19 protein-coding genes, 1 other RNA gene and 2 pseudogenes are annotated in these 26,985 nt (G+C 59.0%); 7 read left to right on the plus strand and 15 right to left on the minus strand.

Annotated elements, in window-relative coordinates; all coding sequences use genetic code 11:
• Positions 1-77 precede the first annotated feature (77 nt).
• From AC097W_RS11100 to AC097W_RS11115, 4 genes and pseudogenes are all read right to left on the minus strand, one after another.
• A complete protein-coding gene (locus AC097W_RS11100; protein WP_479602621.1) occupies positions 78-2,957 on the minus strand; it encodes a cation-translocating P-type ATPase in 2,880 nt (959 codons plus the stop codon).
• Positions 2,954-4,087 carry an acetate/propionate family kinase gene (locus AC097W_RS11105; RefSeq protein WP_479602622.1) on the minus strand — a complete coding sequence of 378 codons (1,134 nt, stop codon included), beginning with the start codon at positions 4,085-4,087 and terminating at the stop codon, positions 2,954-2,956. Before AC097W_RS11105 ends, AC097W_RS11100 begins: the two co-directional genes overlap by 4 nt.
• Positions 4,054-6,450, minus strand: a complete 2,397-nt coding sequence (locus AC097W_RS11110; protein WP_479602623.1) for a phosphoketolase family protein — start codon at positions 6,448-6,450, stop codon at positions 4,054-4,056. Before AC097W_RS11110 ends, AC097W_RS11105 begins: the two co-directional genes overlap by 34 nt.
• Positions 6,443-7,135: pseudogene (locus tag AC097W_RS11115) on the minus strand (phosphohexomutase domain-containing protein); the annotation flags it as partial. The gene AC097W_RS11110 and the pseudogene AC097W_RS11115, both read right to left, overlap by 8 nt.
• Between AC097W_RS11115 and AC097W_RS11120 the strand changes: the two are divergent.
• Positions 7,134-8,918, plus strand: a pseudogene (locus AC097W_RS11120) (copper-translocating P-type ATPase); the annotation flags it as partial. The pseudogenes AC097W_RS11115 and AC097W_RS11120 overlap by 2 nt on opposite strands.
• A 1,260-nt stretch (positions 8,919-10,178) precedes the next feature.
• On the opposite strand, the gene AC097W_RS11125 reads toward AC097W_RS11120, so the two are convergent.
• The 5 genes from AC097W_RS11125 to AC097W_RS11145 form a co-directional block, all read right to left on the minus strand.
• Positions 10,179-10,853, minus strand: a complete 675-nt coding sequence (locus AC097W_RS11125) for an RloB family protein (protein WP_479602445.1) — start codon at positions 10,851-10,853, stop codon at positions 10,179-10,181.
• Complete coding sequence (locus AC097W_RS11130; RefSeq protein ID WP_479602446.1) at positions 10,853-12,121, minus strand: AAA family ATPase; 1,269 nt, start codon at positions 12,119-12,121, stop codon at positions 10,853-10,855. Before AC097W_RS11130 ends, AC097W_RS11125 begins: the two co-directional genes overlap by 1 nt.
• A gap of 193 nt (positions 12,122-12,314) precedes the next feature.
• On the minus strand, positions 12,315-12,932 hold the full coding sequence (locus AC097W_RS11135) for a type IV toxin-antitoxin system AbiEi family antitoxin domain-containing protein (protein ID WP_479602624.1): 618 nt from the start codon (positions 12,930-12,932) through the stop codon (positions 12,315-12,317).
• 96 nt (positions 12,933-13,028) lie between these two features.
• Positions 13,029-13,439 carry a hypothetical protein gene (locus tag AC097W_RS11140; RefSeq protein ID WP_479602625.1) on the minus strand — a complete coding sequence of 137 codons (411 nt, stop codon included), beginning with the start codon at positions 13,437-13,439 and terminating at the stop codon, positions 13,029-13,031.
• A gap of 35 nt (positions 13,440-13,474) precedes the next feature.
• Positions 13,475-14,581: a hypothetical protein gene (locus AC097W_RS11145; RefSeq protein WP_479602626.1), complete on the minus strand. Its 1,107-nt coding sequence runs from the start codon at positions 14,579-14,581 to the stop codon at positions 13,475-13,477.
• A 7-nt stretch (positions 14,582-14,588) separates the two neighbouring features.
• Between AC097W_RS11145 and AC097W_RS11150 the strand changes: the two genes are divergently transcribed.
• From AC097W_RS11150 to AC097W_RS11165, 4 genes are all read left to right on the plus strand, one after another.
• On the plus strand, positions 14,589-15,371 hold the full coding sequence (locus tag AC097W_RS11150; RefSeq protein ID WP_479602627.1) for an ImmA/IrrE family metallo-endopeptidase: 783 nt from the start codon (positions 14,589-14,591) through the stop codon (positions 15,369-15,371).
• A gap of 348 nt (positions 15,372-15,719) precedes the next feature.
• Positions 15,720-16,220, plus strand: coding sequence for a DUF2924 domain-containing protein (locus AC097W_RS11155; protein WP_479602628.1), 501 nt, complete (start codon positions 15,720-15,722; stop codon positions 16,218-16,220).
• Positions 16,217-17,578 (plus strand): recombinase family protein, encoded by a 1,362-nt coding sequence (locus tag AC097W_RS11160; RefSeq protein WP_479602629.1) that lies wholly within the window; start codon positions 16,217-16,219, stop codon positions 17,576-17,578. The genes AC097W_RS11155 and AC097W_RS11160 overlap by 4 nt, the downstream gene beginning before the upstream one ends.
• Positions 17,575-18,024 carry a LacI family transcriptional regulator gene (locus AC097W_RS11165; RefSeq protein WP_479602630.1) on the plus strand — a complete coding sequence of 150 codons (450 nt, stop codon included), beginning with the start codon at positions 17,575-17,577 and terminating at the stop codon, positions 18,022-18,024. Before AC097W_RS11160 ends, AC097W_RS11165 begins: the two co-directional genes overlap by 4 nt.
• 350 nt (positions 18,025-18,374) lie before the next feature.
• Here AC097W_RS11165 and AC097W_RS11170 read toward each other — a convergent pair whose 3' ends face one another.
• From AC097W_RS11170 to ompA, 6 genes are all read right to left on the minus strand, one after another.
• Positions 18,375-18,857, minus strand: a complete 483-nt coding sequence (locus AC097W_RS11170; protein WP_479602631.1) for a hypothetical protein — start codon at positions 18,855-18,857, stop codon at positions 18,375-18,377.
• A gap of 9 nt (positions 18,858-18,866) precedes the next feature.
• Positions 18,867-20,012, minus strand: a complete 1,146-nt coding sequence (locus AC097W_RS11175) for a helix-turn-helix domain-containing protein (RefSeq protein WP_479602632.1) — start codon at positions 20,010-20,012, stop codon at positions 18,867-18,869.
• 393 nt (positions 20,013-20,405) lie between these two features.
• Positions 20,406-20,794, minus strand: a transfer-messenger RNA (tmRNA) gene (gene ssrA / locus AC097W_RS11180).
• Between the two features lie 12 nt (positions 20,795-20,806).
• Entirely contained in the window at positions 20,807-21,478 is a 672-nt protein-coding gene (locus AC097W_RS11185; protein WP_479602633.1) for an HAD-IA family hydrolase, read from the minus strand.
• A complete protein-coding gene (gene ubiG / locus AC097W_RS11190; RefSeq protein WP_479602634.1) occupies positions 21,478-22,197 on the minus strand; it encodes a bifunctional 2-polyprenyl-6-hydroxyphenol methylase/3-demethylubiquinol 3-O-methyltransferase UbiG in 720 nt (239 codons plus the stop codon). The genes AC097W_RS11185 and ubiG overlap by 1 nt, the downstream gene beginning before the upstream one ends.
• Before the next feature lie 70 nt (positions 22,198-22,267).
• Positions 22,268-22,912, minus strand: coding sequence for an outer membrane protein OmpA (ompA, locus tag AC097W_RS11195; RefSeq protein WP_479602635.1), 645 nt, complete (start codon positions 22,910-22,912; stop codon positions 22,268-22,270).
• A gap of 232 nt (positions 22,913-23,144) precedes the next feature.
• Between ompA and gyrA the strand changes: the two genes are divergently transcribed.
• Both gyrA and serC read left to right on the plus strand, forming a co-directional pair.
• A complete protein-coding gene (gene gyrA / locus AC097W_RS11200) occupies positions 23,145-25,784 on the plus strand; it encodes a DNA gyrase subunit A (RefSeq protein ID WP_479602636.1) in 2,640 nt (879 codons plus the stop codon).
• A gap of 73 nt (positions 25,785-25,857) precedes the next feature.
• A complete protein-coding gene (gene serC / locus AC097W_RS11205) occupies positions 25,858-26,985 on the plus strand; it encodes a 3-phosphoserine/phosphohydroxythreonine transaminase (protein WP_479602637.1) in 1,128 nt (375 codons plus the stop codon).

A 26,985-nucleotide genomic window follows, 5' to 3' on the forward strand; every position in this document is an offset into this window, starting at 1 on the left:
CCCAACAGTGCATAGGCGCAGACGATGAAGAGGCACAATTTGGCTATGTCCACCACGATGTTGAAGAACATGCTTCATTAACCCCAGCGGCGCCTCAGGAGTTTTTGCCCTTCGCTGTAGATCAACACCACGCTGGCCATCGCGGCGCACACCAGCCACTGGTCCAGCGCCAGCGGTGCCGTGCCGAAGGCGATGTTCAGGAACGGGACGTGGACGACAGCCACCTGCAACACCAGCGATAGTGAGACGGCACCCCAAAGCCAGGGGTTGACGAACAGATTGGCGAAAGCACTGGTGGTGTCAGAGCGCGCGGTGAAGCAGGTGTACAGGCTCGTGAACACCAGGACCGTGAATCCTGCCGTGCGGGCCGTCGTGAGGTCACCCGTGCCGGCAATCAATCCGCCAGGCAGGTAGAAGTCCATCGTCAGCAGGCTGACCAGCGCGATCACCAGACCGGTCTGGATCACGCTGGACCACATCCGGGCATCGATCAGGCGCTCGTTCACATGCCGCGGTTTGCGCGCCATCAGGTCGTCGGTAGCCGGGTCCACACCCATCGCCAGTGCGGGCGCCGAATCCGTGATGAGGTTGATCCACAGCAGCTGGGTGGCAAGCAACGGCAGCACGACGGCGCCACCATCGGTGGACTTCAAGCCAATCACGCCAGCCCCAACCACACCCAGGAATACCGTGAGCACCTCGCCCATATTGGACGACAGCAGGTAGCGCAGGAACTTGCGGATGTTGTCGAGGATGGCGCGTCCTTCGCGCACGGCTTCGACGATGGTGGCGAAGTTGTCGTCGGCCAGGATCATCTTGGCCGCTTCCTTGGTCACTTCGGTGCCGGTCACGCCCATCGCGATGCCAATGTCGGCGGCCTTCAACGCAGGCGCGTCGTTGACGCCGTCACCGGTCATCGCCACGATGTTGCCGTCAGCCTGCAGCGCGTCAACGATGCGCAGCTTGTGCGCCGGCGCAACGCGGGCGTAGACCGAGGTCCTGCGCACGGCCTCGGCGAAGGCTGTCTCGTCGAGCGCATCGATCTCGGCGCCCGTCAAGGCTGGTGAGCCCGCGTCGACGATGCCGAGATCGGCAGCGATGCGCGCGGCCGTCTTAGGGTGATCACCGGTGATCATGACGACGCGGATGCCGGCCCGGCGCGCTTCGCGGATGGCCACCGCCGCCTCTTCGCGCGGCGGGTCGATCATGCCAACGGTGCCGACGAAGATCAGATCGCGTTCCAGTGCTTCCGCATTCGCGGGGTCTTCACCCGCTTCATCAGGCAAGAGCGGCCGGTAGGCCACCGCCAGCGTGCGCAACGCGGCGTCGGTAAGGGTGTCGACGTCGGCCAGCAGACGCGCCCGCAAGGCTTCATCGAGTGCGACGACCTCCATCCCAACCCGCGCCCGAGTGCAGCGGCCGAGCAGCACGTCGGGCGCACCCTTGGTCATGGCCACGAGCGCATCGCTGTGTTCATGGTCGCGTTCGATCGTCGTCATCAGCTTGCGCTCGGACGTGAATGGAACCTCGCCGACACGTTCGAAGCGACGCTCGCGCCGCTCCGTCACCCCCAGCTTGCGCTCGGCCACCAAGAACGCGGCTTCGGTGGGGTCACCATGGATCTCCCACTCGCCACCTTCCGCCTGGCGCAAGTCGGCGTTGCCGGCCAGGCTGCCCCCGCTCAGCACCACGATGGTTTCATCGCGCAGCGGACCGGCGGGAAGCTCGGCACCACCCTGGCCGCCTTGGGGCACCGGGTGGAACTCGCTGACTTGGCCCTGGGGCGCGTACCCCACCCCGCTGACCTGGGTGCTGCCCGAGACCGTCATCACGCGTTCGATGGTCATCTCGGAGCGGGTCAACGTGCCGGTCTTGTCCGAACAGATGACCGACGCCGAGCCCAGCGTCTCCACCGACGACAGGTTCTTGACGATGGCGTGGTGCTTGGCCATGCGCTGCACACCCAGCGCGAGCACCACCGCCAGGATCGCAGGCAGCCCCTCAGGCACTGCGGCCACGGCCAGCGACACCCCCAACAGCAACACATGCACCACATCGGCGGTGTTGCGGATTTCGGAGATGAGCAGGATGGTGCCCACCACCACGATAGCGATCGCCACCACCGCCAGGCCCAGCGTGCGCCCGATGCGCGCCACCTCCTTCTCCAGCGGCGTCGGCTCCTCGACAGTCGCCTCCAGCAGCGCCGCAACGTGGCCCATCTGGGTGGCCATGCCGGTGGCCGCCACCACCGCGAGGCCCGTGCCCTGCGCCACTGCAGTGCCCTTGAAGACCATGTCGAGCTGGTCGCCCAGGGCCGCCGGCTTGGGCAGCGTGGCGGTGGCCTTGAGCACGGCTTCGCTCTCGCCCGTCAGCGCGGCCTCCTGCACACGCAGCGTCGTGGCTTGGAGCAAGCGCGCGTCGGCGCCGACGGCGTCGCCTTCAGCCAGCACCAGCACGTCGCCGCGCACCAGCTCGGCGCTGGGCACGCGCTGTGGCTTGCCGTCGCGCAGCACGGTTGCAGTGGCAGCCGTCATCTTCGCCAGCGCGGCCACCGCGTTCTGCGCCTTCGCTTCCTGCACATGGCCGATCACCGCATTCAGCAGAACCACGGCGGCGATTACGATCGCGTCCACCGGCCAGCCCCTTCCTTCCGCACCCGCACCCACGCCTTCGACCCACCAGGCGACCAATGCCACCACCACCGCCGCCAGCAGCAGGTAGATCAGCGGGTCCTGGAACTGCGCCAGCACGCGCCGCCAGGCCGGTGCCCGCGGCGCCGAACGCAGCTCATTGGGACCGTTGCTGGCAAGCCGGCTCGCGGCTTCCTGCGCGCTCAGGCCGGTCTCGACGTTCACACCCAGCGCTGCCGCAACGGCAGCGGCGTCCATGACAGACGCGTCGGCGATGTCGCCGCTGTTGCCAGCGTCGCGGGGGCGGCCGGCCGCTGCCTGCGTCATGCGAGCAACGCCCCGGTGTGGCGGGCGATCTGCTCGTCCTCTTGCGAGGCCAGCACCAGCACCTGGCAGCGAGATGCACCGGCGCTGATGAGCGGGCTGCTCACGTCACGGTTGCGCACTTCGTCGAGGCTGATGCCGGTCCACGACAGGCCGCTGCAGATTTCCGTGCGCACCTGCGCATCGTTCTCGCCGATGCCGCCGGTGAAGACGAGCATGTCCAGGCCACCGAGTGCGGCGCTCATCGCGGCCACCTGCTTTCGCACCGAATAGCAGAACATCTCAATGGCCAGACGCGCATCACGGTTCGACGCAGCAGCTTCATGCAGGCGCCGCATGTCGCCGCTGACCCCCGATATGCCCAGCAGGCCGGAGTGTTGATCGATCAATGCTTCGAGCTTGGCGGCATCGAGCTTCTTCTCGCGCATCAGGTACACCAGCACACCCGGGTCGAGATCGCCACTCCGTGTGCCCATGATGACCCCGCCGCTGGGCGTCAAGCCCATGCTGGTGTCGATCGACAGTCCCGCCTTCACCGCGGTGATGCTAGCGCCATTGCCGAGGTGGGCGATGACCAGGCGCTCAGGCAGATCAGGCCCCAGTTGCCGCACGATCGATTCGAGCGACAGGCCATGGAATCCGTAGCGTTGTATGCCTTCCGACAGCAGCTCTCGGGCAATCGGCAGCACCCGCGCCACGTCTGGCAAGCCGGCGTGAAACTGGGTGTCGAAACACGCCACCTGCGGAATGCCGGGAAAGTGCGTCTGCGTGGCTCGGATCAGCGCCAGTGCGGCGGGGGTGTGCAGAGGCGCAAAGGCCGCCGCAGCGTGCAATTGCCGAAGCACCGCATCGTCGATGCGAACGTGCCGGCGCAGCGCAGGCCCGCCGTGAACGATGCGGTGCCCGATGGCGTCGGGTGACGGCATGCCGGACGCTGCGAGACCGCTGGCGACACGGGTCAGCGCGTCCTGATGGTCGGCCGTGGCGGCTGTGGAGACCGTCTCGCTGAGCAGTTCCTCGACTCCAGCCGCATCGACGCGGTACAGGCCGAACTTGAGCGACGACGAGCCGCTGTTCAGCGCCAGGATGTTAAGCGCGCTCACGCTTCGGTCTTCGCGGGCGACCATCGCCATTCCAGGATCTCGGGCATGTCGTCGCCATGCTCGCCGATGTAGCGCTTGTGGCGTTGCAGGGTTGCCTCGAAGCGCGCGGTTTCCGCCTTGACCTGGCCTGCCAGCCGCGGGATGCGCCGGATCGCGTCCAGCGCCAGTTGATAGCGGTCCACGTTGTTCAGCACCACCATGTCGAACGGCGTCGTCGTGGTGCCCTCTTCCCTGTAGCCGCGCACGTGGATGTTGTCGTGGTTGTGCCGCCGGTAGGTCAGCTTGTGGATGATCGCCGGGTAGCCATGGAAGGCGAAGATCACCGGCTTGTCGGTCGTGAAGAGCGCATCGAACTCGTGGTCGGCAAGGCCGTGGGGATGTTCTGAGGGCGGTTGCAACACCATCAGATCGACGACGTTGACGAAGCGGATGCGGATGTCGGGCACGTAGCTGCGCAGCAGGGTCACGGCGGCCAGCGCCTCCAGCGTCGGCACGTCGCCGACGCAGGCCATCACGACATCAGGGTCCGAGGCGTCGTTGCTCGCCCACCCCCAGATGCCCGCACCCGCCGCGCAGTGGCGCACGGCTGCGTCCATGTCCAGCCACTGCGGCGCCGGTTGCTTGCCGGCAATGATCAGGTTGACGTAGTTGCGGCTGCGCAGGCAGTGGTCGGCCACCGACAGAAGCGTATTCGCGTCGGGCGGCAGGTAGATGCGCACCACGTCTGCTTTCTTGCTGGCCACGTGGTCGATGAAGCCCGGGTCCTGGTGCGAGAAGCCGTTGTGGTCTTGCCGCCAGACATGCGAGGTGAGCAGGTAGTTCAGCGAGGCGATCGGCTTGCGCCAGGGGATCTGGTTGCACACCTTCAACCACTTGGCGTGCTGGTTGAACATCGAGTCGATGATGTGGATGAAGGCCTCGTAGCACGAGAACAGGCCGTGGCGGCCGGTCAGCAGGTAGCCTTCGAGCCAGCCTTCGCACAGGTGCTCGCTCAACACTTCCATCACCCGCCCGTTGGCGCTGAGGTGGTTGTCACGCTCCTCCTGCACGCCGTCCAGCCAGGCCTTGCCGGTGACTTCGAACACGGCATCCAGCCGGTTCGATGCGGTTTCATCCGGACCGAAGAGTCGGAAGTTGGCCGCCTTCAGGTTCAGCCGCATCACGTCGCGCAGGAACTTGCCCAGCACGCGGGTGGCCTCGGCGTCCAAAGCGCCGGGTGTGGGCACCGCGACGGCATAGTCGCGAAAAGAAGGCATGTCCAGCGGCTTCAGCAACGCGCCGCCATTGGCGTGAGGGTTGCAGCCCATGCGGCGCTGGCCGGTCGGTGCCAGCGCTGCCAACTCATCGAGGAAGCGGCCGTTCTTGTCAAACAGCTCCTCGGGCCGGTAACTCTTAAGCCAGCTCTCGAGCTGCTGCACATGCCCTGCGGTCTTGAACTCGGCGATCGGCACCTGGTGCGAGCGCCAGCTGCCTTCGACCGGTTTGCCATCGACGAGCTTGGGCCCGGTCCAGCCCTTCGGCGTGCACAAGACGATCATCGGCCAGCGCGGGCGCTGCGGCGCCTGCCCTGCGGCGAGGGCTCGCGCCTCACCTTGGATTTGTTGAATCTGCGCCAGCACCGCATCGAGCGTGCCGGCCAGCGCCTGGTGCACCAGCGCCGGGTCGTCGCCTTCGACGAAATGCGGCTCGTGGCCGTAGCCGCGCAAGAGGTCGGTCAGCTCTTCGCGGCTGATGCGCGCCAGCACGGTGGGGTTGGCGATCTTGTAGCCGTTGAGGTGCAGGATCGGCAGCACCGCGCCGTCGCGCGCCGGGTTCAGGAATTTGTTGGAATGCCAACTGGTGGCCAGTGCACCGGTCTCGGCCTCGCCGTCACCGACGACGCAGGCGACGATGAGGTCGGGGTTGTCGAAGGCCGCACCATAGGCGTGGGCTAGCGAGTAACCCAACTCGCCACCTTCATGGATCGAGCCCGGCAACTCGGGCGACACGTGGCTGGGAATTCCCTGCGGCCACGAGAACTGCCGAAACAGCCGCTGAAGGCCGCTGCGGTTGCGCTCGATGGCCGGGTAGTGCTCGGTGTAAGACCCTTCCAGGTAACTGTGCGCCACGACGCCCGGCCCGCCGTGGCCGGGCCCCATGACGTAGATCATGTTCAGGTCCTTGTCCTTGATCAGCCGGTTCAGGTGAACGTAGAGCAGGTTCAAGCCGGGTGTCGTGCCCCAATGCCCCAGCAAACGGGGCTTGATGTGTTCGAGCTTGAGCGGGGCTTCGAGCAGCGCATTGTCTTGCAGGTAGATCTGCCCCACCGAAAGGTAGTTCGCTGCACGCCAGTAGGCGTGCATCTTCTGCAGGGTGGCGGGTGTCAGGGTGTCGCGTACTGAGGTGTCAGACATGGGAGCCTTTCTGGATCTTTGAATTTGACGATGACGGCACGGGCGAAATCGCTCTGTCAACAATGGTCTGCGCCTCCTGCAGCAGGCGCTTCAGGTGTTCGGCCCCCAGAAAACTCTCGGCGTAAATCTTGTAGATGTTCTCGGTGCCGGACGGTCGCGCAGCGAACCAGCCATTGGCGGTGTTGACCTTGATGCCGCCGATAGCTTCGCCATTGCCCGGGGCTTGGCTGAGGACGCTCTCGACCTTTTCACCAGCCAGCTCGGTCGAGGTGATCTGCTTTGGTGTGAGCGCCGCCAACTGCTTCTTCTGCTGCACAGTCGCGGCGGCCTCAACCCGCCGCGCCACCGGGCTGCCGAACTCATCGGCCAAAGCCGCATACCGCTGGCCGGGGTCGCGGCCGGTGCGCGCGGTGATCTCGGCCGAGAGCAGCGCAGCAGCGATGCCGTCCTTGTCGGTCGTCCAGACCGAGCCGTCACGGCGCAAAAATGTGGCGCCAGCACTCTCCTCACCACAGAAGCCGAGCGCGCCGCTTTGCAGACCAGCGGCAAACCACTTGAAGCCGACCGGCATCTCGACCAGTTGACGACCGAGCCTGGCGCTGAGCCGGTCGATCAGCCGGCTGCTGACGACAGTCTTGCCAACACAAGCTTGCTTACCCCAACTCGGCCGGTGTTGGAACAGGTACCTGTTCAGTGCCTTCACCACGTTCTTCTACAAAGAGGGCGGGCAATTCTTCGAGGCGGTCTCTGTGCTGCTGGTGTTCATCCTGCTCGGGCATTGGCTGGAAATGCGTGCCCGAGCAGGTGCTTCGTCGGCCATCAAGGCGCTGATGAACCTGACGCCGACCAAGGCCAATGTCATCCGCAAAGGTGCCGAGATCGAAGTGCCGACGGCCGAGGTTTTGGCCGGTGAGATCGTCGTCATCCGGCCAGGCAACAAGATCCCGGTCGATGGCGTCATCGAAACCGGTGAATCGCTGGTGGATGAATCGATGCTCACGGGCGAGTCGATGCCGGTGAAGAAAGGGCCGGGCGCTGCGGTGGTCGGTGCCAGCATCAACAAAAGCGGCAGCTTCCGCTACAAGGCCACCAAGGTCGGTGCCGACTCGGCCCTGGCCCAGATCGTGAAGTTAGTGCAGGAGGCGCAGAACTCGAAAGCGCCGGCGCAATTGCTGGCTGACAGGGCCGCGCAATGGCTGGTGATTGCCGCCATCCTCATCGGCCTTACCACCTTCGCTGTGTGGTTCTGGGTGATCGGCGAGACGCTGCTGCTGGCGGTGACGCTGACTATCACGGTGTTTGTCATCGCCTGCCCCGATGCACTCGGGCTGGCTACGCCGATGGCCGTGATGGTGAGTACCGGACTGGGTGCCGCAAACGGCATCCTGTTCAAGAACGCGTCGGCGCTGGAAGACGCTACCAAGCTCGACGTCATCGTTTTCGACAAGACGGGCACGCTCACCGTCGGTCAGCCCGAGGTCGTGGAGATCATCACCGCCGAAGGCGTCACCGAAGATGTTGTGTTGACCGCCGCTGCCGCCGTCGAGCAAGGATCTGACCATCCCTTGGCGCAGGCCATCGTACGCCGTGCGTCCAAGCTGAAGATCGTCGCGCCAACCGGCTTCGAAAGCCTCGACGGCATGGGCGCGCGGGCCGAAACTGCCGCTGGCACCGTGTATCTGGGCAACCGACTGCTGATGGACAACCAGAAGCTCGCGCTCGGGCCCCTGGAGGCGCAAGCCAAGCGACTGCAGGGCGACGGCCGCACGGTGGTGCATGTGGCGGAGGCCGGGCGGGTGGTCGGCCTCATTGCCATTGCCGATGCGATCCGGCCCACGTCTAAAGCGGCCATCGCCAAGTTGCGCGAACGCAAGATCGAGGTCGTGATGCTGACCGGCGACAACCTGGCCACGGCCACGCGCATCGCCGCCGATTTGGGCATCGACAAAGTCCTGGCAGACGTGCTGCCTGGCCAGAAAGCCGAGAAGGTGAAGGCGCTGCAGGCTACTGGGAAAAAGGTGGGAATGGTCGGCGACGGCGTCAACGATGCGCCAGCGCTGACCCAGGCCAATGTGGGATTCGCCATCGGCGCCGGCACCGACGTGGCGATGGAAAGCGCCGATGTGGTGCTGATGAAAAGCGACCCCTACGACATCGTCGGCGCGATCGAGTTGTCAAGCGCGACAGTGCGCAAGATGCACCAGAACCTGTGGTGGGCGGTGGGCTACAACACGATCGCGTTTCCGCTCGCGGCCGGCGTCTTGTACCCGTTCGTGCTGAGTCCTGAAGTCGCCGCGATTTCCATGTCGGGCAGCACACTGATCGTGGCGATCAATGCGCTGATGCTGAAGCGCACCAAGCTGGCAGGCATCCGCCAGCCAGGAAAGGCGGCGGTTGCGAGCAAGCCCGTCGCACCCGTCATCACCCAGCCCGCCAAGACGTCAGCGCAACTGACCACGCCGCCCTGATACTCAGTTTGGCCGGGCCGCGGACACAACGCGATGCCGGGTCGGGATCGGACAATACGCGTGTTATTCGAACCGCAAGCCCTTGCTTCGGTCATGTTGTCTCGGCTCGAACTGACCAGAGCAGTGTGTCCGACCTACACATTCATGCCAACGGTCCTGCTGACGATGTGGCCATGGCAGACTGCATCGAGGTGCTGAATGCTGTGGACCTGGGGCACCGAAACACCTGCACCACAATGGGTATCCCATGCAGGGGTAGGCTGAAATACCAGCGAATCTCAGACTTGTGGGGTCGTGAACCATCGGAGGCTATCGCGGACTCGTCACTGCACTTCACAGAATCAAGCGAGCACTCCGGATAGAACATCTGCTGTAACGAACACGATGACGCATAGCTCCTGCACAGCGATCAGCAAGCGCGACAAACTGCCCACAACCGGCACGCGGGATCGTCAGGATTAAGCACTTAGCTCTCGTCAAGGAATGACTGCTGGTAAGCAGTTTTCAGACCCAACCACGCTGTTGTAAGTTGTTGATTTATATAGAGAGACCCTAGCGAGTATGCGCGAGGGTCTCAGAGAACAGAGAGAGAAAAACGCATAGAAATGCCCATTTCTTGCCGTCATGCGGTGACAGCGCTCGCGAGGGGGGCAAGATCAGTAAAGTGCGCTTTCGCTGGGGAAAACGTAAAAAAAGACCTCTCACCGTTGCGGGTGAGAGGCCAGTTTTTGAGGGAATATGGTGGTGGGGCCGCACCTCCCGTCAAACCCAGCGAACTGGGCTCGTTTTTGCTGCCAATGACTGCTGCGAAGAACTGCGGAAACCTCCAACTTGAATGGCAGTCTATCAGAGGCCGATGGGGCGACCCATCCAAAGCTGCTGACCCCAGTTCAAATCCGTATTCCACACTTGAACCGCCGTCCGCATTTTTTTCACAACACCACTTGGCTTTGGGACGAAAAAACGCCTTCATGGAGTACCACCAACTCATTCGGAAGGAAACCTGTGGACACCAAACATCTCGGGCAAAAACAACTGGCAGCCCGTTGGGGATTAAGTGAAGCAACGCTGGAGCGATGGAGGTCAGAGGGAATCGGGCCGATGTACCTCAAACTGCTTGGACGGGTCTGTTACCGACTCTGCGACATAGAAGAGTTCGAGTCATCCTGCTTGAGGATACCAACTGCAAAGCACGCGGCGTGACACGTTACCAGTACTGCCTTGGACTGCAGCCTCAGGCAACGTTCACATTGCACGTATTCAGCCGCGAAGCGTGGTCAGCAGCTTTACCAGTTCAACAATGGCGGTGAAAGGCTCAGGGTCCGTGCGCGCGGTAAAGTGCACCGCCAATCGTTCTGCACGCTTGGTGGCGACGGCCAAATGCACATTGGTGGTCGCGAACGCGTTGCCCGCGCCTTTGTCATAGCCCGGCATGTGCAGCTTGAGGCGGCGCATCACTTCATCACGATGCAGCGGAGCCTGTATGTCCTCAAAATGCAGCAGCAGCCACAGCTCAAAACTGGGCACCGATGCAATGGCCTGAAAGGAGACCGGCTGCTTGGCATCATTCCTGAGCTTGCCGTCCAGCGAGGCTGCCAGCGTCAGAGCCTCGTGATAGCTGTCATGGTCGTCACGGTCAAACACGGCATAGACCTTCTCGAACGCACGACGCTGAATGTTCTTATAGCGGTCGCCATCCTCAAACAATTCTTTCGCATACTGCACAACCTGAATTGGCGCGGTCCCCAAGTCGCTAGGCTGAACCTCCACGTTGGCGGTGTGCAAGCGATGGATAGCGCGAATCTCGAGAAAATAATTCGGCTCCGTCTTGCTGCCCTCGGAAACGATCAGGATCCGGTCGTAGCTGGCACGCCGCCCCTGCTTACGCTCCAGCTGCTTTTGTTGGCGCTCCTTTGGGGAATTGTCGCGCGCCATCAGTGTTTCAACCCCAGTGTGTGGTCGAGAAATGGCACACCACCGTATCTACCCATCAGGTAGCCCCGCTCCATATCTTCATTCTTACGCGGGCTGAATTCTGACAAGCTGACCAATGCCGAGGTCTGATCGCGATTTTTTTCCACGAACCACACCTGATCTCGCCGAAACAGATCTGGCGCGTCCAGCAACGACGTGTCGTGCGTTGTGAAGATCAGTTGCGCACCGCCGGTGTTGATCTCGGGTCGGTGGAATAGTCGCACCAATTCGCGCACCAGCAAAGTGTGCAAACTGGTGTCGAGTTCGTCGATAACAAGTGTCAGCCCTTTGCTGAGGATATCCAGCACTGGCCCTGCAAGAAACAGCAGATTGCGCGTGCCGTTGGACTCGTCCATCAAATCAAACTCAGCTTTGCCCTGTTCGGTGACATGGTGAAAGCGCAGTTTGTGCTCTTCCATCTCTTCTGATCGCACTTCGGTTTTTCCGGCGACCAAGTCAAAGTGAACAGCCTGCCCAGGAACTTTGCGCGTTTCCACATCGATGTCGGCGATGCTGATGTCGGCGGCAGAGAGAAAGTTGCAAATTTCTTTGCGGCCTTCTGCCTGCTTGAGCATCTGAATAGACACCTGAGGACTGAGCTGGGCTTGCTCATTGAAGATGACCAGTCGACTCGTGAACCAGTCGAACACCGGGCGCAAGGCTTCGCTATTGAGTTGCACAGCCATTGACAGGAACAATGCGTTCGGTCGGGTCGCCCCTTCCCACAGATTCTTGGGACCTTTAAGACCAGGGCCAAATTCGTAGACATCTTTTCCGGTAACTGTGTCGAAGTGGCGCGTGAACCAGCGCTGGGGCTTGAAAGCCTTGTAAACCAGCAAATGCTCACTCACGATGCGCTGTGCGGTCATGGCAAAGCCATACTGGTAACGCACACCATCAATCAGGAAAGTTACTTCAAACTCGCTGGGCTGGCTGGCGGAATCGGCATCGAGTCGGAATGGCTGCACTGCAAAGGTCTGGCCAGGTTGGATCGCCGTCGCCGACTCAGTCACCACGCCACGCATATATTGCAGCGCTTTGATGAGATTGGACTTGCCGCTCGCGTTTGCGCCATACACCACCGCACTGCGCAACAGAGTCGGGGCAGCGCTGATGCCTGTTGTTTGTGTATGGGTGTCCTGCAGGGTCTTGTCCTTGGATGCAACAAGACTCAGCACCTGTTCGTCGCGCAGGCTTCGGAAGTTCTTAACGCGGAACTCTATCAGCATTGAATTCACCTTGAGACATGATAATAAATCAACATTTTGCAATAGTAGCGCAAAAAATCAAGTTATTAATGCGATAAAGTCATGTTTTTAGGTGCTCAGGAAGGCAACGTCGCCTGGCTGTGAGCGGGAGTCATGGCCGCGTCCAAGCTCAGTTGCTTCAGACGTGCTCGGTCCGATGCCGCCAGATTTCGGCTCATGTTGTCACGCTTTCCAGATAAGGGCGCATGACATTGGCCACGCGGTCAACCGTCGCGAAATGCCAGATCTCGTCCATTGTGAATTTTCGTTGTGCCCAGCCATCACGCAGTGCTTCCAGGACAACGTCCAGACCGATCTTGTTACGGTATTTGAAGCAGTCGGCCACGGTTTTGGCAGCGTTAAACACCGGCACGCTCACGCCATCGACCGACAGATGTTCAATGCCCTCAGTGAATGCCACCCCTGACATGCGCACGCGGCGAATTTTGGGTTGGTCAAGCCGTGGAATCGGTGCGCGATGTTCAATGGCAAGCCAGACCTCAAACGGTGCCTGGGTGCCTATGCCATGCACGCACAGTGCCGAAAGCAGACAAACCACCCCCTGCGGTACACGCAGCGCCACTTCCGCCAGTGACCGGTGTTCGCTGATGGATTGACCTGGCAGGCCATACACCCCTCGAGCAACTCTTTCGAGTTTTCCTGCAGCAACGAGTCGGCTGAGCACAATGGTTGGCAGTTCCTGTTGTGCAAGATCCCGGGCACGCAGCAGCGGTCTTGCCCTGGCAAGTTCCAGAACAGCCTGCTCATGCGTTGAATGGGAGCGAGGGTTCATGATGCAAGTATGTTGCAATATATAGGCACTTGTAAATAAATTACATGCAATAGCAACAAGCAGACCAATTCAAACACGACGGCTCCATTCTCAGGCCTAAACCGCCGTCGGCATTACCGAAGCGCCACGTCGCCTTACCCTGCCAACAATCTGGCCAGGATCCGTTCCTTTGAGGTTGGCTGATCGCCCGTCATCTCTAATTTCCAACCAATCGCACGGCAAAGTTGCCCCACCGAACATGGATTCGACGACGCAGCAGTCCTTCCACACTCGCTGACCATCAATCTCCTCAGTTGGTTGGAAACCCAAGTCTGTCCACTCTTCGATGAGAAACTCAATGTCACCTGGATTCATGGCTCCGTCTCGAAGCAGGTGCTCATCAAACCAAACCCGACCGCCGATCAAGTTTTCATGGTCCTTCAGACACTGATCCCAGCCCCCCGGATATTTTTGCTTGATGGCCGCGATCGGCACGATGAAGTCTATGAACTCAAGTGAAACTGCCATATCTTTATCTCCCCACGATTGCCTTAGTTCGCAACTTATCCTGCAATTTGTAATGTGGGTGACCGTTCAAGGGCTCGCTTGCCACTGGGGCCAGCCCTCGTTTCAAGAGATTCAACGGCTCTCTGGAGGGCCTCGTATCGCTGTCGCTTGTTGCCACCATACGAAGCAAGCCAACGTGATCCGACTCCAACCGCAAGTCCGAGCCACCATGTATTGGTCGCAATCAGCACAGTCTTGGCAGCCGCACCGGTAACGCCTGCTTTGGCTGCGCGGTCACCAAACTCGGCGCCCTTTTGTTCCAGTGACAAGCTCTTGTCCATGAATGACGACAAAGCTATCACGGCCAGGCCAATTGAGGACGGCACAAGATCACCTGCATCAAGATGGTGGTGTCCAGCAGCAACGGCCGCCTCCACCTTCTGTTGAAGGACAGCCTCGCTGAAACCACCGTTGGTGACATGATCAGCAGCGCCAAGTGCCACCAGTTGGGCATGTACCTCTGTCGTAGTGGTGACGTCGATATCTGGATAGCGTTCCAAAGCATCCTTAACGTATGCGACTGACTCTGTGGCTTTGGCCTGCAGAACATCGACCGTATGGCCATCGGCATCCAGGATTTTTATGTCGTATCCGGGCTGAGTTGCAGACCCGGCGAGTTCAGCATGGAGACCGTCCGGCAAGTTGCCCGCATTCATATGGTCAACCAATTCGATCTCAAACAGCTTGCCCTTCACTCCGTTCACAAGTCCCACAATGTCGTCCGCAGGCAGTCGCTGAACAACGTCTGAAAACATTTCGCCATGACTTGCCAGCCCGGGATAGGCAAGTTCAAATGCCTTTTCAACATCGGCAGGCACTTTGGACGGATCACGAACGATTTCACCAAGCGTCACTCCACCCACAACCAACAGGTCAAGCAAATCCTTTTTCCGTCGCTCACGTTGTGCGAGAGCGATCGATGCAAGCTTGCGCTTCGACTTCTCCCGCACAACAAAGCTTGCCCTTTGCAAACGCCGCCGAAGTCTTTCAAAGTCACCTTCCGTAATCGCTACCGAGTCAACAGCGCCAGAAACTGTCCCTACGACACCGCTCACGGCACTGCCAGCCGCTCCACCGATTGCAGGAGACGCTTTTTGAGTCATTGTTCCGATGCCGCCTGTAGACAAGGTTGACGGACAGGATCTCGACGGCTTTGAAGGAATGCTCGCGGTAAATAAGGCTCGGTCAAAGTGGCTGATTCTTTACAACAGCGCAGTCATCTCGCAGGGGCGCCAGCGCTTCACGATAGCCCATGAGCTTGGCCATTACCTTCTGCACCGCCACCAACAGGATCAATTTCAATGTGGTCACGATGACATTGAGACCGGAGAACGTAACAAGAAAGACATCGAGACTGAGGCAGACCAGTTCGCATCAACGCTATTGATGCCGCTGGATGATTTTGGGAAACAAATTCACGGGCATCCGGTAAGTTTCGATTTGCTGGGCCACTGCGCCGACCGCTACGGCGTGTCGTTGACTGCTGCCGCATTGCGCTGGATCGAGATTGCCGACAAACGTGCCATTTTGGTAGCCAGCCGAGACGATCACATGTTGTGGGCAAAATCGAACGAAGCTGCATTCAAGTCTGGCGCATTTTTTGCCACCCGAAAGCGCACCATCGAATTACCGCGTGACGCTCTTGCTCACAGCGAAAACGGCTCGACAACCACCCAATCACAAATGCTCCAGGCCAAAGCCTGGTTTCCGCGTGAGCCGTCACATGTTGAGTTGACTGAGATGACGAAAGTTGCCGGTAACTACGACTACACACTCACCTTACTGCTGATGCCTGATGCAGAGTGGCGGCAGCCGCAACACGATGATGAGGAGCCAGAGGAAGACACCTTCGATCGCTTCATTAATAACGGCCAGCTTCCCGACAGAAAATAGGCCCTGACCGTGTCGCGGTTTCAGCATTGACCCGCAGCAACCAGCATGCTTCCGTAACTCCCTCATGGTGTCAGAGGCGGTCTTTTAGGACAATTTTGCTTCAAGCAAGTTGGACAACCAGGACCGCTACCCGATGCATGAAATCAACCACACCCCACCCGAGCGAATGACACCAGAACAGCGTCGATGCGAGATCGCATTGACACTGGCAAAAGGACTGGCACGCCTTCGCATGGTGTCTTTGCCACAGTCCGCAAGCATTCTCAATACAACAGAAATATCACTTGGCTTTACTGGCCACCAGAGCGTTCATACAGACCCCGTCAACAACAGATATTCGGAGTCCTGATGAGATCGCCAAAACCCATGCCCGCCACACCGCCATCGGTGACATCACAAATCGCACAGTTGCCTGAACTGCCCATGACAGAGATCAAATCACTCTGGCAGCGACTTTTTCATGGCGACACGCCCACCCACAACCGGCAGTACCTGGAGCGTCGGATTGCTTACAAATTGCAGGAGATCGAGTTTCGCAAGGTGGACGCGAGTTTGCTGGATCGCAACAAGCGACGCATCGAGTCCCTGATTGAGACCGGCAAGGTCAAGACACGCGATCCGGACTACCGCCCGGTCACTGGCACGATGCTCACCCGTGAGTACCAAGACAAGGAATACCGTGTGATCGCGACTGCCGATGGCAATTACGACTTCGATGGCAGGATGTACCAGAGCCTGTCACAGATCGCCCGCGAAATTACCGGCACACGCTGGTCGGGACCGCTCTTCTTCGGACTCAAGACTCGGGCCGCCAAGGCTGCACCTACCAAGAAGGGAGTTCGGACATGAGCGAAGTTCTGAAAAAGCGGGTTCGTTGCGCGGTCTACACCCGCAAGTCCAGTGAAGAAGGGCTGGACCAGGAGTACAACTCCCTGGATGCCCAGCGCGACGCAGGTCACGCGTACGTGGCCAGTCAACGTGCCGAGGGCTGGACCGCTGTCACCGATGACTACGATGATCCGGCGTTCTCGGGCGGCAACATGGAACGACCTGCGCTCAAACGCCTGATGGCCGACATTGAAGCCGGAAAAATTGATGTGATCGTGATCTACAAGATCGACCGTCTGACGCGCAGCTTGGCAGACTTTTCCAAGATGGTCGAGGTATTTGAGCGCCAAGGCGTGTCATTTGTGTCAGTCACACAGCAATTCAACACCACCACGTCCATGGGGCGCTTGATGCTCAACGTCCTGCTGTCCTTTGCACAGTTCGAGCGGGAGGTGACCGGCGAGCGGATCCGCGACAAGATTGCGGCCAGCAAACGCAAGGGCATGTGGATGGGTGGCGTTCCGCCTCTGGGGTACGACGTTGACAATCGGCGATTGGTGCCCAACGCCAAGGAGGGCAAACTTATCCGTCACATTTTCGAGCGATTCGTCGAACTCGGATCAAGCACCACACTGGTCAAGGAACTCAGGCTTGATGGCGTGACATCGAAGGCGTGGACGACCCAGGACGGTAAAGTCAGGGAGGGCAAGCCAATCGACAAGGGTTTGATCTACAAACTGCTGTGCAATCGAACCTACCTCGGAGAACTGCGCCACAAGGAGCAGTGGTACCAGGCAGAGCACCTGCCTTTGGTCGACCAGGTGCTTTGGGATAACGCGCACGCAATCTTGGCCACCAACGGCCGCGTGCGTGGCAATGCCACTCGCGCCACCACACCGTTTCTGCTCAAGGGCATCGTTTTCGGTAATGACGGGCGCGCACTGACACCCTGGCACAGCACAAAAAAAGCGACAGGAAAGAGATACCGCTATTACCTGCCCATGCGCGACATCAAAGAGCACGCCGGTGCGTCAGGTTTGCCGCGTCTGCCAGCAGCCGAACTGGAATCAGCGGTACTAGACCAACTTCGTGGCATCCTGCGTTCGCCAGACTTGCTCGGTAACGTGCTGCCACAGGCGATAGCGCTGGATCCGACTTTGGACGAAGCGAAAGTCACCGTCGCCATGACACGGCTCGATGCCATATGGGACCAACTGTTTCCGGCGGAGCAGACACGGATTGTGAGATTACTGGTCGAGAAGGTGATCGTGTCGCCCAATGACCTCGAAGTACGGTTGCGCGCCAACGGCATCGAACGGCTGGTATTGGAACTGAAGCCTGATAACGCAAAACCAACGCGTGAAGAAGCACTGGCATGAACGAGGTACGTATCCATAAAACCGGTGCGCCAGAAGTCATTCAGTCCAGCGATGGACGTCTGACATTGTCGGTACCCATCCAGTTCAAACGGCGGGCCGGGCGCAAACAGGTTACGTTGCCCAGCGGCGAGCCTGGTAAACCTCGACCGTGGGACAGTGCCGCCACAGCGTTGCAGTTGGCCCTGGCCAGAGGGCACCGCTGGTTACGGATGCTGGAGTCCGGCGATGCCAAATCACTGCGTGAAATCGCCGCGCTGGAGGGTGTCGACAACAGCTACGTGAGTCGCATGGTCAACCTGACCACGCTGGCGCCGGACATCGTCGACGCCATTTTGCTGAACGAACTGCCCGACCACCTAACTCTATTTGATATTGCGGTTGACCCACCTGCGCAGTGGGATGCGCAGCGGGCGCGAATTTGGGCTGTCGGACACGGACCGAAATGAAAAAAAGCCTTCAGGTTTGAAGAGCCTAAAGGCTTTTACTGTCATCGCCTCTTTACAGGCGCTTTCGCGGGTGCTGGTTGTCGGACTGGCACGCGTTCGACAACAGTCTCACGTGGATTGTGTTTTGCTTCGCTCAGTTTCACAAATGTGCCATCAACTGCGCTGCGTGCGCGTGGAGTAGTTTTCATACGAGGTCTTTCTGGCTATTGCCATTCAAAACCGGCCAATAGTCAAAAATCAGGTTATGCTTGAAAGCTTGGGGGCGATTGGCACTTGCTGATCTTTGCCCACACCGGGCCGGTAACGGTTTGGGCGATAGGCCAAGGGTGTAACCTTGGCCTTTTCGTTTTTTATGCCGCCTGTTCGTCCTCGTCCGGTGAGTTTCTACGCCAAGCTATATCTTCAGTGAAATCCATAGGCATGACGATGGGTTCTTCACTTGCGTTTACGCTGTTCCAGTGATCAACGTCGAAGGTAAGTTGCAATCCATCACCTACCATTTGCTCACGGCGCTGAACAAATGACTTGTGAACATGACGGCGGGGGGCTTCATCAATGTCCACCCAGAACGTAAGCTGCTTTGGCCCCTGCCATGTTGTTACCGCGTGATTCACCCGGTAAGGGCGTCCGGTATTCGGGTCGAGGCGTACTTCTTCTCGCGCAGCAATAGAAAACTGCTTAGCGAGTCTATCAAGCGCGGTTTCAGGCTTGGGCATAGGCCAGCCCTTTTTCATGGCGAACATGGCAACTCGGTGCATGTCCACCTCTTTTTCGCCGGTCTCTTCTTTGAAGATACGGATGAGACTTTGCATTTCTTGACGTTTCGTAGGCATCGTTAACTCCTAAATATCGACAGGGGCAATGTCTCCCCAACCATCCACCACGGCGCTGGGCGCGACGTTTGACCTTACTTTGACTTGGTGCGCACGAAAGCGGTCATGACGGCCAGTTTTATGCTGAAGCTGCCCCGCAACGAGGCCTGGATGAATGCCAAGTGTTTTCGCAAAACCCAGCAAATCGCGCTCCGCGAAGAAGGGGGCTTTCCGCAAGATGAAGCTGTCCATCGACTTAGAGGGGACACAGAATTCAGCGGCGGCCCCATTGGCAAAACGCTCTGCCTCAGGTATTGCCGCGCTGGTGCCGGCCCGCTCGCCTTCAAGTTCTGCATCAATAATGGGACTGATCTTTCCGTCACCTCTGATGACATGTTCCAGCTCGTGTCGGAGAACGAACCAGAAGTTGTCGATCCGGTCGTATCGAATGGACATACCTATGACGGGCGACGCATCATTCAGCCACATGCAAATACCGTCAATCTTTGCAGTTGGTAGCGTCTCCACAATCACATACCTAATACCTGCTTCGGCCAAGATTTTCGGAACCTTCCGCGTCTCTTCTACCGCCGAAAGCAATGGCGTCAGCTTTTTAACGGCAGCTTTCGCAGCGTCAATTGAAAAACGCGGTACCAACATCTCGGAAGCGATTTGTCTGACACGATGCATCCAGGCGATTTGCACCAGCGTCGAGTCCGACAACGGGTCGGCCTTTTTTGCGGCGTGAGGCAACGCCTCAATCGCTTCGGAGGACTCAACGTGAAAGAAATCATGTAGCGCCTTTTCCACCGCCGGTATATCTTTGCTGTTTTCCGCCAGGAGCCAGCCACGCTTAATCATTTCGTTGACGGGCAACCCACCAAACAACTTTGCGCGAGTCGAGCGCTTTGGGTCTGGCTGCGCAGCAATTCGTGCCTGTGCCAGTTCAAAACTTTTTTGGAGGGTCATAAAGCTTTCCGCCGGCACTTCAAACACCTCTTCCAGCGCAACGGCCAGCTCAGCGGATAATGGGCGCTTACCTGAGATGATCCGGCTTAATCCTGCCTCGTCCATCTCAAGAACGATGCCCAAAACTTTTTTGGTCCAACCACGTTCTGCCAAAAGCCACTCCATGAGTTGCCCAGGAGTCTTGAAGTTGGTCGGTAGATGATCCATAGCGCCATTATGCACTAAATTGTTTTTTTGGACAATTTGGCAATTTTATGACAAACGAAATCGACCGAATCTGATGGGTGCCCCTACCCAATCTTCGCCTACTCTCGTGGGAGGTTGGCACTTCTCCCGCGCCTACCAATGCCGGAAATCAACTGCTTGATTAGTCCGCGCGTAACCCATTGATTTTCATGGGGATGAACGGTGACTCTTGCGGACTTCGGGTCGTTTGCGATGCTCTCCGCTGCGGAGACTATTGGCCAAGAGAGAGCAAAAGTGACGGATTTCTGGGCGCCTGGAATAACCGCGAAGTCCGCAGGAACCCGCGTGAACCCCACGGAACACGCAGGTATAGGCAAAAAAAATCCAACCAGATGAGTGGTTGGATTTCATATATGGTGGAGCTGGGGGGATTTGAACCCCCGTCCGCAAGCCTTCTTCGAACAGTTCTACATGTGTAGCCCTCTGATTTAAGTCTCGCCTTTTGCATCGCGCAGTGGCACGCTATGCAAAACGCCAGTAACCTATTTTCTCGACCCGCCCTAAGTCACCCAAGGCAGGCCCAGCCAAATGAAGTTACCCCGCAGCCTGGACTGTGACACCTTGCGGCACCACAACCCTTGCCCAGCCTATTGGCTTGCTGTTGCGAGGCTCACGCGCAATTAAGCGGCGAGTGCGAAACGTTCGTCGTTTGCAGTTAGTTTTTTTCTGCGGTTTAACGAGGTGACAGAACCTCGACATGCCCTGCTGCGCGTCCGAACCCACGTCGAAACCAGTGCAGCCCCAAGGCTCCTATTTTAGGCGTTTGCGAGCAATTGCAATAGGGCCAAGGGATAATTAATCTGCGCATGCGCGCCCCAACCCCTGATTTCCGCCTTTTCCCCCAAATATCCATAGGTCGCAGCCACCGTTTGCATGCCAGCGGCAAGGCCTGCGACGATGTCACGCTCATCATCCCCTACGTACAGGCACTGTGCGGGAGCCACTCCAATCCGGCGCGCAGCCTCTAGCAACGGCTCCGGGTGGGGCTTGGCATGCGCAGTGGTATCACCGCTGACAATCACCTTCGCGCGGTCGAACAAAGGCATTGCGCGAGTCAGCGGATCCGTAAATCGGGACGCCTTGTTGGTTACTACTCCCCAAAGCAGGCGCCTCTGTTCAATCTGGGCAATCAGTTCCGCAACCCCATCAAATGCGACAGTACGTTCGGTCATACAGCGCTCATAGTTGGAAAAAAATTCCTCGCGCATGGTTTCATACCCTGGATGATCGACTCCAACGCCAAAGGCAACGCCCAACATGCCACGGGCGCCCGCACCGGCCATGGGCCGATAACCTTCCAGAGGAAGCGAAGGCATTCCACGCTTCAGGCGCATTTGGTCAGCTGCAGCGCCCAAATCCGGCGCGCTATCGATTAGCGTGCCGTCCAAGTCAAACAATACCGCAGCAATATCCTGAAAAACAACCATCACCTCACCCCGCCAGGTCTTTGGGTCGCAAACATGTAATTCACCCCAGTGTCCGAACCCAGGGCATAGCGTTTGGTCAGCGGGTTGTAGTCCAGACCGCGGGTATGGCGAACATCCAGATCCGAACGACGGCAATACCCCGCGAGTTCGCTTGGCCGGATCATCTTTGCGAATTCATGCGTTCCCCGGGGAACCAGATTCAACAGGTACTCTGCCCCCAATATGGCGAACAGAAAGGACTTCGTGTTTCTGTTGATCGTTGAAAAAAACACCCATCCGCCGGGCCTGACGAGGGTCGCACATGCCTGAACCACGGAGGCGGGATCGGGTACGTGTTCCAGCATCTCCATGCAGGTCACCATATCAAATTGACCCGCAGCTTCGGCGGCTAACGCTTCGGCGCTGACTTCACGGTAGTCAACACGGGGGGTTTGCGCTTCCAAAGCATGCATTTGCGCGACTTTGAGCGCTTTAGTCGACAAATCAATGCCCAGCACATCCGCACCCTTGCGGGCCATGGAGTCTGCAAGAATTCCGCCGCCACAGCCTACATCCAGCACGCTTTGCCCCTGAAGCGGGGAAATGCCGTTGATCCACTCCAGCCGCAGCGGATTGATCTGATGCAATGGGCGGAACTCGCTTTCCAGATCCCACCAATGGTGGGCCAGCTCGGAGAATTTGGCCAACTCAGCCGGATCTGCATTCAAGATTTTGTTCATGCTGCAATTATGTACACAACAAAAAACCCGCCGAAGCGGGTTTTTTGACAAGATCGGAAAACCGGGCTAATTACTGAGCGCGTGTACCAACCAATTCGATTTCAACGCGGCGGTTCTTTGCGCGGCCTTCACTGGTCTTGTTGTCAGCGACTGGGTTCTTTTCGCCCTTGCCTTCAGTGTAGACGCGATTTTTCTCGATGCCCTTGGAAACCAAGTAAGCCTTGACAGCTTCCGAACGGGCAATAGACAACTTCTGGTTGTAGCCATCAGTACCGACCGAGTCCGTGTGACCCACGGCAATGATCACTTCCAGGTTGATGCCCTTGACCTTGCCAACCAGATCGTCCAGCTTTGCTTTGCCTTCGGTTTTCAGAACCGATTTGTCAAAGTCAAAGAACGCGTCGGCAGCGTAAGTTACCTTGGCTGCAGCAGCAGGTGCAGGTACAACCACGGGAGCTGGTGCTGGGGCAGGTGCAGCCATGGGAGCTGCGGGTGCTGGTGCAACCACGGGTGCTGGTGCGGGTGCAACGATTGCGCCATCGCATCCAACAGCGGCGGTAGCTGGAGTCCAGCTTGCATCACGCCAGCACTCGCCGGCTGCGTCTTTCCAGACGTCGCCAGCAGCACTGCGCCAGTTGTGGATTTCCTGCGCGCCAGCGATGGTGGACAGTGCTGCAGCAGCAATAACGATGGCCACTCGATTCAATTGTTTCATGATTTTCCCTTTGCGGAACAAACTGCAGCAGCGCTGCGGATGATTGGAAGGCGCTTTACATGCCAAGCATATAAAGCGACTGACTAATTGTGCCACAGCCCGAAAGGCATTCAAGCCAGCCGATTGAGGTAAACAGGGGCAAAAGTCCGCATTGCGCAAAATTGTTGCCGCCATGCGACATCCTGTGGGCCGTAGAATCACCGGTTGTCCCAGACACAGCACAGATCACCCCATGACTCAGTTCGCCAAAGAAACCCTGCCCATCAGCCTTGAAGAGGAAATGCGGCGCAGCTACCTTGATTACGCGATGAGCGTGATTGTGGGTCGTGCCCTGCCCGATGCCCGGGATGGCCTCAAGCCGGTGCACCGGCGCGTGCTGTTTGCCATGCACGAGCTGAACAACGACTGGAACCGGGCCTACAAGAAGTCCGCCCGTATCGTCGGCGACGTCATTGGTAAATACCATCCGCACGGTGACAGCGCGGTGTATGAAACCATCGTGCGCATGGCGCAGGATTTCTCCCTGCGCCACATGCTGGTAGACGGCCAAGGCAACTTCGGATCGGTCGACGGTGACAACGCAGCCGCGATGCGTTACACCGAAATCCGCATGTCCAAAATTGCCCACGAGTTGCTGGCCGACCTGGACAAGGAAACGGTTGATTTCGGCCCCAACTACGACGGCAGCGAGCAAGAGCCGCTGGTGATGCCAGCCCGGTTTCCCAATTTACTGGTCAACGGATCGTCCGGCATCGCGGTGGGCATGGCCACCAACATCCCCCCCCACAACCTGAACGAAGTGATCGATGGCTGCCTGCATTTGCTGCGCAACCCGGAGGCCAGTGTTGACGAGTTGATGGAAATCATCCCGGCACCGGACTTCCCCACCGCCGGCATCATTTATGGCATCAGCGGCGTAAAAGACGGCTACCGTACCGGCCGTGGCCGCGTCGTCATGCGAGCCAAATGCCACTTTGAAGACATCGACAAAGGCCAGCGCCAGTCGATCATCGTCGACGAGTTGCCCTACCAGTGCAACAAGAAGACGCTGCAGGAGCGCATGGCCGAACTGGTCCACGAAAAGAAGATCGAAGGCATCAGCCACATCCAGGACGAGTCCGACAAGTCCGGCATGCGCCTGGTGATTGAGCTCAAGCGCGGCGAAGTGCCAGAGGTGGTGCTGAACAACCTGTACAAGCAAACCCAGCTGCAAGACACGTTTGGCATGAACATGGTGGCATTGGTCAACGGCCAGCCCAAGTTGTGCAACCTGAAGGACCTGATCGAGGTGTTTCTGGAGCACCGGCGCGAGGTTGTCACCCGCCGCACCATCTACAACCTGCGCAAAGCCCGCGAACGCGGCCATGTGCTGGAAGGCCTGGCTGTAGCGCTCGCCAACATTGACGATTTCATCGCTTTGATCCGCAACGCGCCTACACCGCCCGTGGCGAAGGCCGAGTTGATGAGCCGTCCGTGGGACAGCAAATTGGTGCGCGAAATGCTCACCCGTACCCGCACCGACGGTGGCGTCATCAATGCCGATGATTACCGGCCCGATGGCCTGGAAAAAGAATTCGGCATGGGCGCTGATGGTTTGTACCGCCTGTCGGAAACCCAGGCCCAGGAAATTCTGCAAATGCGTCTGCAACGCCTGACCGGGCTGGAGCAGGACAAGATCGTTGCCGAATACAAAGAGGTGATGGGCGAGATCGAAGACTTTCTGGATATTTTGTCCAAGCCCGAGCGCGTGTCCACCATCATTAGCGAAGAGCTCACGGCCGTCAAAATCGAATTTGGTCAAATCAAGGTCGGCGCACGCCGCAGCCTGGTGGAGTACAGCTCCCATGACCTGAGCACGGAAGATCTGATTACGCCCACTGACATGGTGGTGACGCTCAGCCATAGCGGCTACATCAAGAGCCAGCCGCTCAGCGAGTACCGCGCCCAAAAGCGCGGCGGGCGCGGCAAGCAGGCCACGGCGACCAAAGAAGACGATTGGGTGGACCAGCTCTTCATTGCCAACACCCACGACTACATCCTGTGCTTCTCCAACCGCGGCCGTCTGTACTGGCTCAAGGTGTGGGAAGTGCCGCAAGGCTCGCGCGGCTCGCGCGGTCGCCCTATCGTCAACATGTTCCCACTGCAGGAAGGCGAAAAAATCAACGTGGTGCTGCCACTGACCGGCGAGAAGCGCAGCTTCCCCGCCGACCAGTATGTGTTCATGGCAACCAGCATGGGCACGGTCAAGAAGACAGCACTCGACGAATTCAACAACCCGCGCAAAGGCGGCATCATTGCCGTGAATCTGGATGACGGCGACTACCTGGTTGGTGCAGCACTCACTGATGGGCAGCACGACGTCATGCTCTTCAGCGATGGTGGCAAGGCCGTTCGCTTTGACGAAAACGACGTGCGTCCCCTGGGTCGCAATGCCCGCGGCGTGCGCGGCATGATGCTGGAAGATGGCCAGGGCGTAATTGCCATGCTGGTGGCCGAAGACGAGCAACAAAGCGTATTGACCGCCACGCGCAATGGCTTCGGCAAACGCACGAGCATCACGGAATACACCCGCCACGGACGCGGCACCAAAGGCATGATCGCCATTCAGCAGAGCGAACGCAATGGCAAGGTTGTGGCCGCCACTCTGGTCCATGCGGACGACGAGATCATGCTGATTACCGACAAAGGCGTGCTGGTGCGCACCCGGGTCAGCGAGATCCGCGAACTGGGCCGAGCCACACAAGGTGTGACCTTGATCGGCCTGGACGAAGGCTCCAAGCTCAGTGGCCTGCAGCGCATTGTGGAAAACGATGCCAATCCGACGGTGGACGAAAACCCTGACGAGGACACCGGCGAAACCGAAAATTCTTGATTGCTATATTTTTGATAGCTGCTCACGCATAATCGGCGGGGGCAAGACCCCTATTTGATTAAGAAGTACCGTGATGCAACGCCCTTTTAATTTTTCGGCAGGCCCCGCCACTATTGCTCCGGAAGTGCTGGCTCAGGCCGCGTCAGAGATGCTGGACTGGCCGGACGCAAGCGGTCGGCATTGCGGCATGGGCGTCATGGAGATGAGCCACCGCGGGAAAGAATTCCTGTCCATTTATGAACAGACAGAGTCCGATCTGCGCGGGTTGCTGGCGATCCCGGCGCATTTCAAAATTCTGTTCATGCAGGGCGGCGGTCTGGCAGAAAACGCCATTGTTCCACTGAACCTGAGCCGCCTGCGCACAGCCGATAGTGCAACCGGCGCTGCGGATTTTGTCGTGACCGGCAGCTGGAGCGATAAGTCCCAGAAAGAAGCCCGCAAGTACTGCGAGGTCAACATTGCAGCCAGCAATGCGGACGATGGCCATACCCGCATACCGGCAGCGTCCGGCTGGCAGCTGACCGACAATGCCAGCTACTTGCATATCTGCACCAATGAAACCATCAACGGTGTGGAATTTCACACCTTGCCCGACCTGCGTGCCATGGGGTCCAAGGCTGAGCTGGTGATTGATTTTTCTTCCCACGTTGCCTCCAGGCCGGTGGACTGGAGCCGTGTGGGCCTGGCTTTCGGTGGCGCCCAGAAAAATCTGGGCCCTGCCGGGCTGACCCTGGTCGTGGTGCGTGAAGACCTGCTGGGCCACGCCATGCACGTGTGCCCCAGCGCGTTTGACTACAAAACCGTAGCGGACAACCAGTCCATGTACAACACGCCACCCACCTATGCCATCTATATGGCGGGGCTGATTTTCCAGTGGCTCAAGCGCCAGGGCGGTGTGGCGGCCATGGAGGCGCGCAATATCGCCAAGGCAAAACTGTTGTACGAAGCCATTGATGGGTCCGGTTTTTACTTCAACAGGGTCCAGCCCGATTGCCGTTCGCGCATGAATGTGCCCTTCTTTTTGCGCGACGAATCGCGCAACGACGCCTTTCTGGCGGGTGCCAAAACGGCGGGGCTGCTGCAGATCAAAGGCCACAAATCGGTGGGAGGCATGCGCGCCAGCATCTACAACGCCATGCCCCTCGAAGGCGTGCAGGCGCTGGTGAACTACATGCAAGAATTTGAGCGTACCAATGGCTAA

This window comes from Rhodoferax sp. GT1R46 (genome assembly GCF_056521285.1).

Coding starts and splice junctions, on each gene's coding strand:
- AC097W_RS11100 (WP_479602621.1), bottom strand. CDS start 2,957: ATGACGCAGGCAGCGGCCGGCCGCCCCCGCGACGCTGGCAACAGCGGC.
- AC097W_RS11105 (WP_479602622.1), bottom strand. CDS start 4,087: ATGGCGATGGTCGCCCGCGAAGACCGAAGCGTGAGCGCGCTTAACATC.
- AC097W_RS11110 (WP_479602623.1), bottom strand. CDS start 6,450: ATGTCTGACACCTCAGTACGCGACACCCTGACACCCGCCACCCTGCAG.
- AC097W_RS11125 (WP_479602445.1), bottom strand. CDS start 10,853: ATGGCGCGCGACAATTCCCCAAAGGAGCGCCAACAAAAGCAGCTGGAG.
- AC097W_RS11130 (WP_479602446.1), bottom strand. CDS start 12,121: ATGCTGATAGAGTTCCGCGTTAAGAACTTCCGAAGCCTGCGCGACGAA.
- AC097W_RS11135 (WP_479602624.1), bottom strand. CDS start 12,932: ATGAACCCTCGCTCCCATTCAACGCATGAGCAGGCTGTTCTGGAACTT.
- AC097W_RS11140 (WP_479602625.1), bottom strand. CDS start 13,439: ATGGCAGTTTCACTTGAGTTCATAGACTTCATCGTGCCGATCGCGGCC.
- AC097W_RS11145 (WP_479602626.1), bottom strand. CDS start 14,581: ATGACTCAAAAAGCGTCTCCTGCAATCGGTGGAGCGGCTGGCAGTGCC.
- AC097W_RS11150 (WP_479602627.1), top strand. CDS start 14,589: ATGCCGCCTGTAGACAAGGTTGACGGACAGGATCTCGACGGCTTTGAA.
- AC097W_RS11155 (WP_479602628.1), top strand. CDS start 15,720: ATGAGATCGCCAAAACCCATGCCCGCCACACCGCCATCGGTGACATCA.
- AC097W_RS11160 (WP_479602629.1), top strand. CDS start 16,217: ATGAGCGAAGTTCTGAAAAAGCGGGTTCGTTGCGCGGTCTACACCCGC.
- AC097W_RS11165 (WP_479602630.1), top strand. CDS start 17,575: ATGAACGAGGTACGTATCCATAAAACCGGTGCGCCAGAAGTCATTCAG.
- AC097W_RS11170 (WP_479602631.1), bottom strand. CDS start 18,857: ATGCCTACGAAACGTCAAGAAATGCAAAGTCTCATCCGTATCTTCAAA.
- AC097W_RS11175 (WP_479602632.1), bottom strand. CDS start 20,012: ATGGATCATCTACCGACCAACTTCAAGACTCCTGGGCAACTCATGGAG.
- AC097W_RS11185 (WP_479602633.1), bottom strand. CDS start 21,478: ATGGTTGTTTTTCAGGATATTGCTGCGGTATTGTTTGACTTGGACGGC.
- ubiG (WP_479602634.1), bottom strand. CDS start 22,197: ATGAACAAAATCTTGAATGCAGATCCGGCTGAGTTGGCCAAATTCTCC.
- ompA (WP_479602635.1), bottom strand. CDS start 22,912: ATGAAACAATTGAATCGAGTGGCCATCGTTATTGCTGCTGCAGCACTG.
- gyrA (WP_479602636.1), top strand. CDS start 23,145: ATGACTCAGTTCGCCAAAGAAACCCTGCCCATCAGCCTTGAAGAGGAA.
- serC (WP_479602637.1), top strand. CDS start 25,858: ATGCAACGCCCTTTTAATTTTTCGGCAGGCCCCGCCACTATTGCTCCG.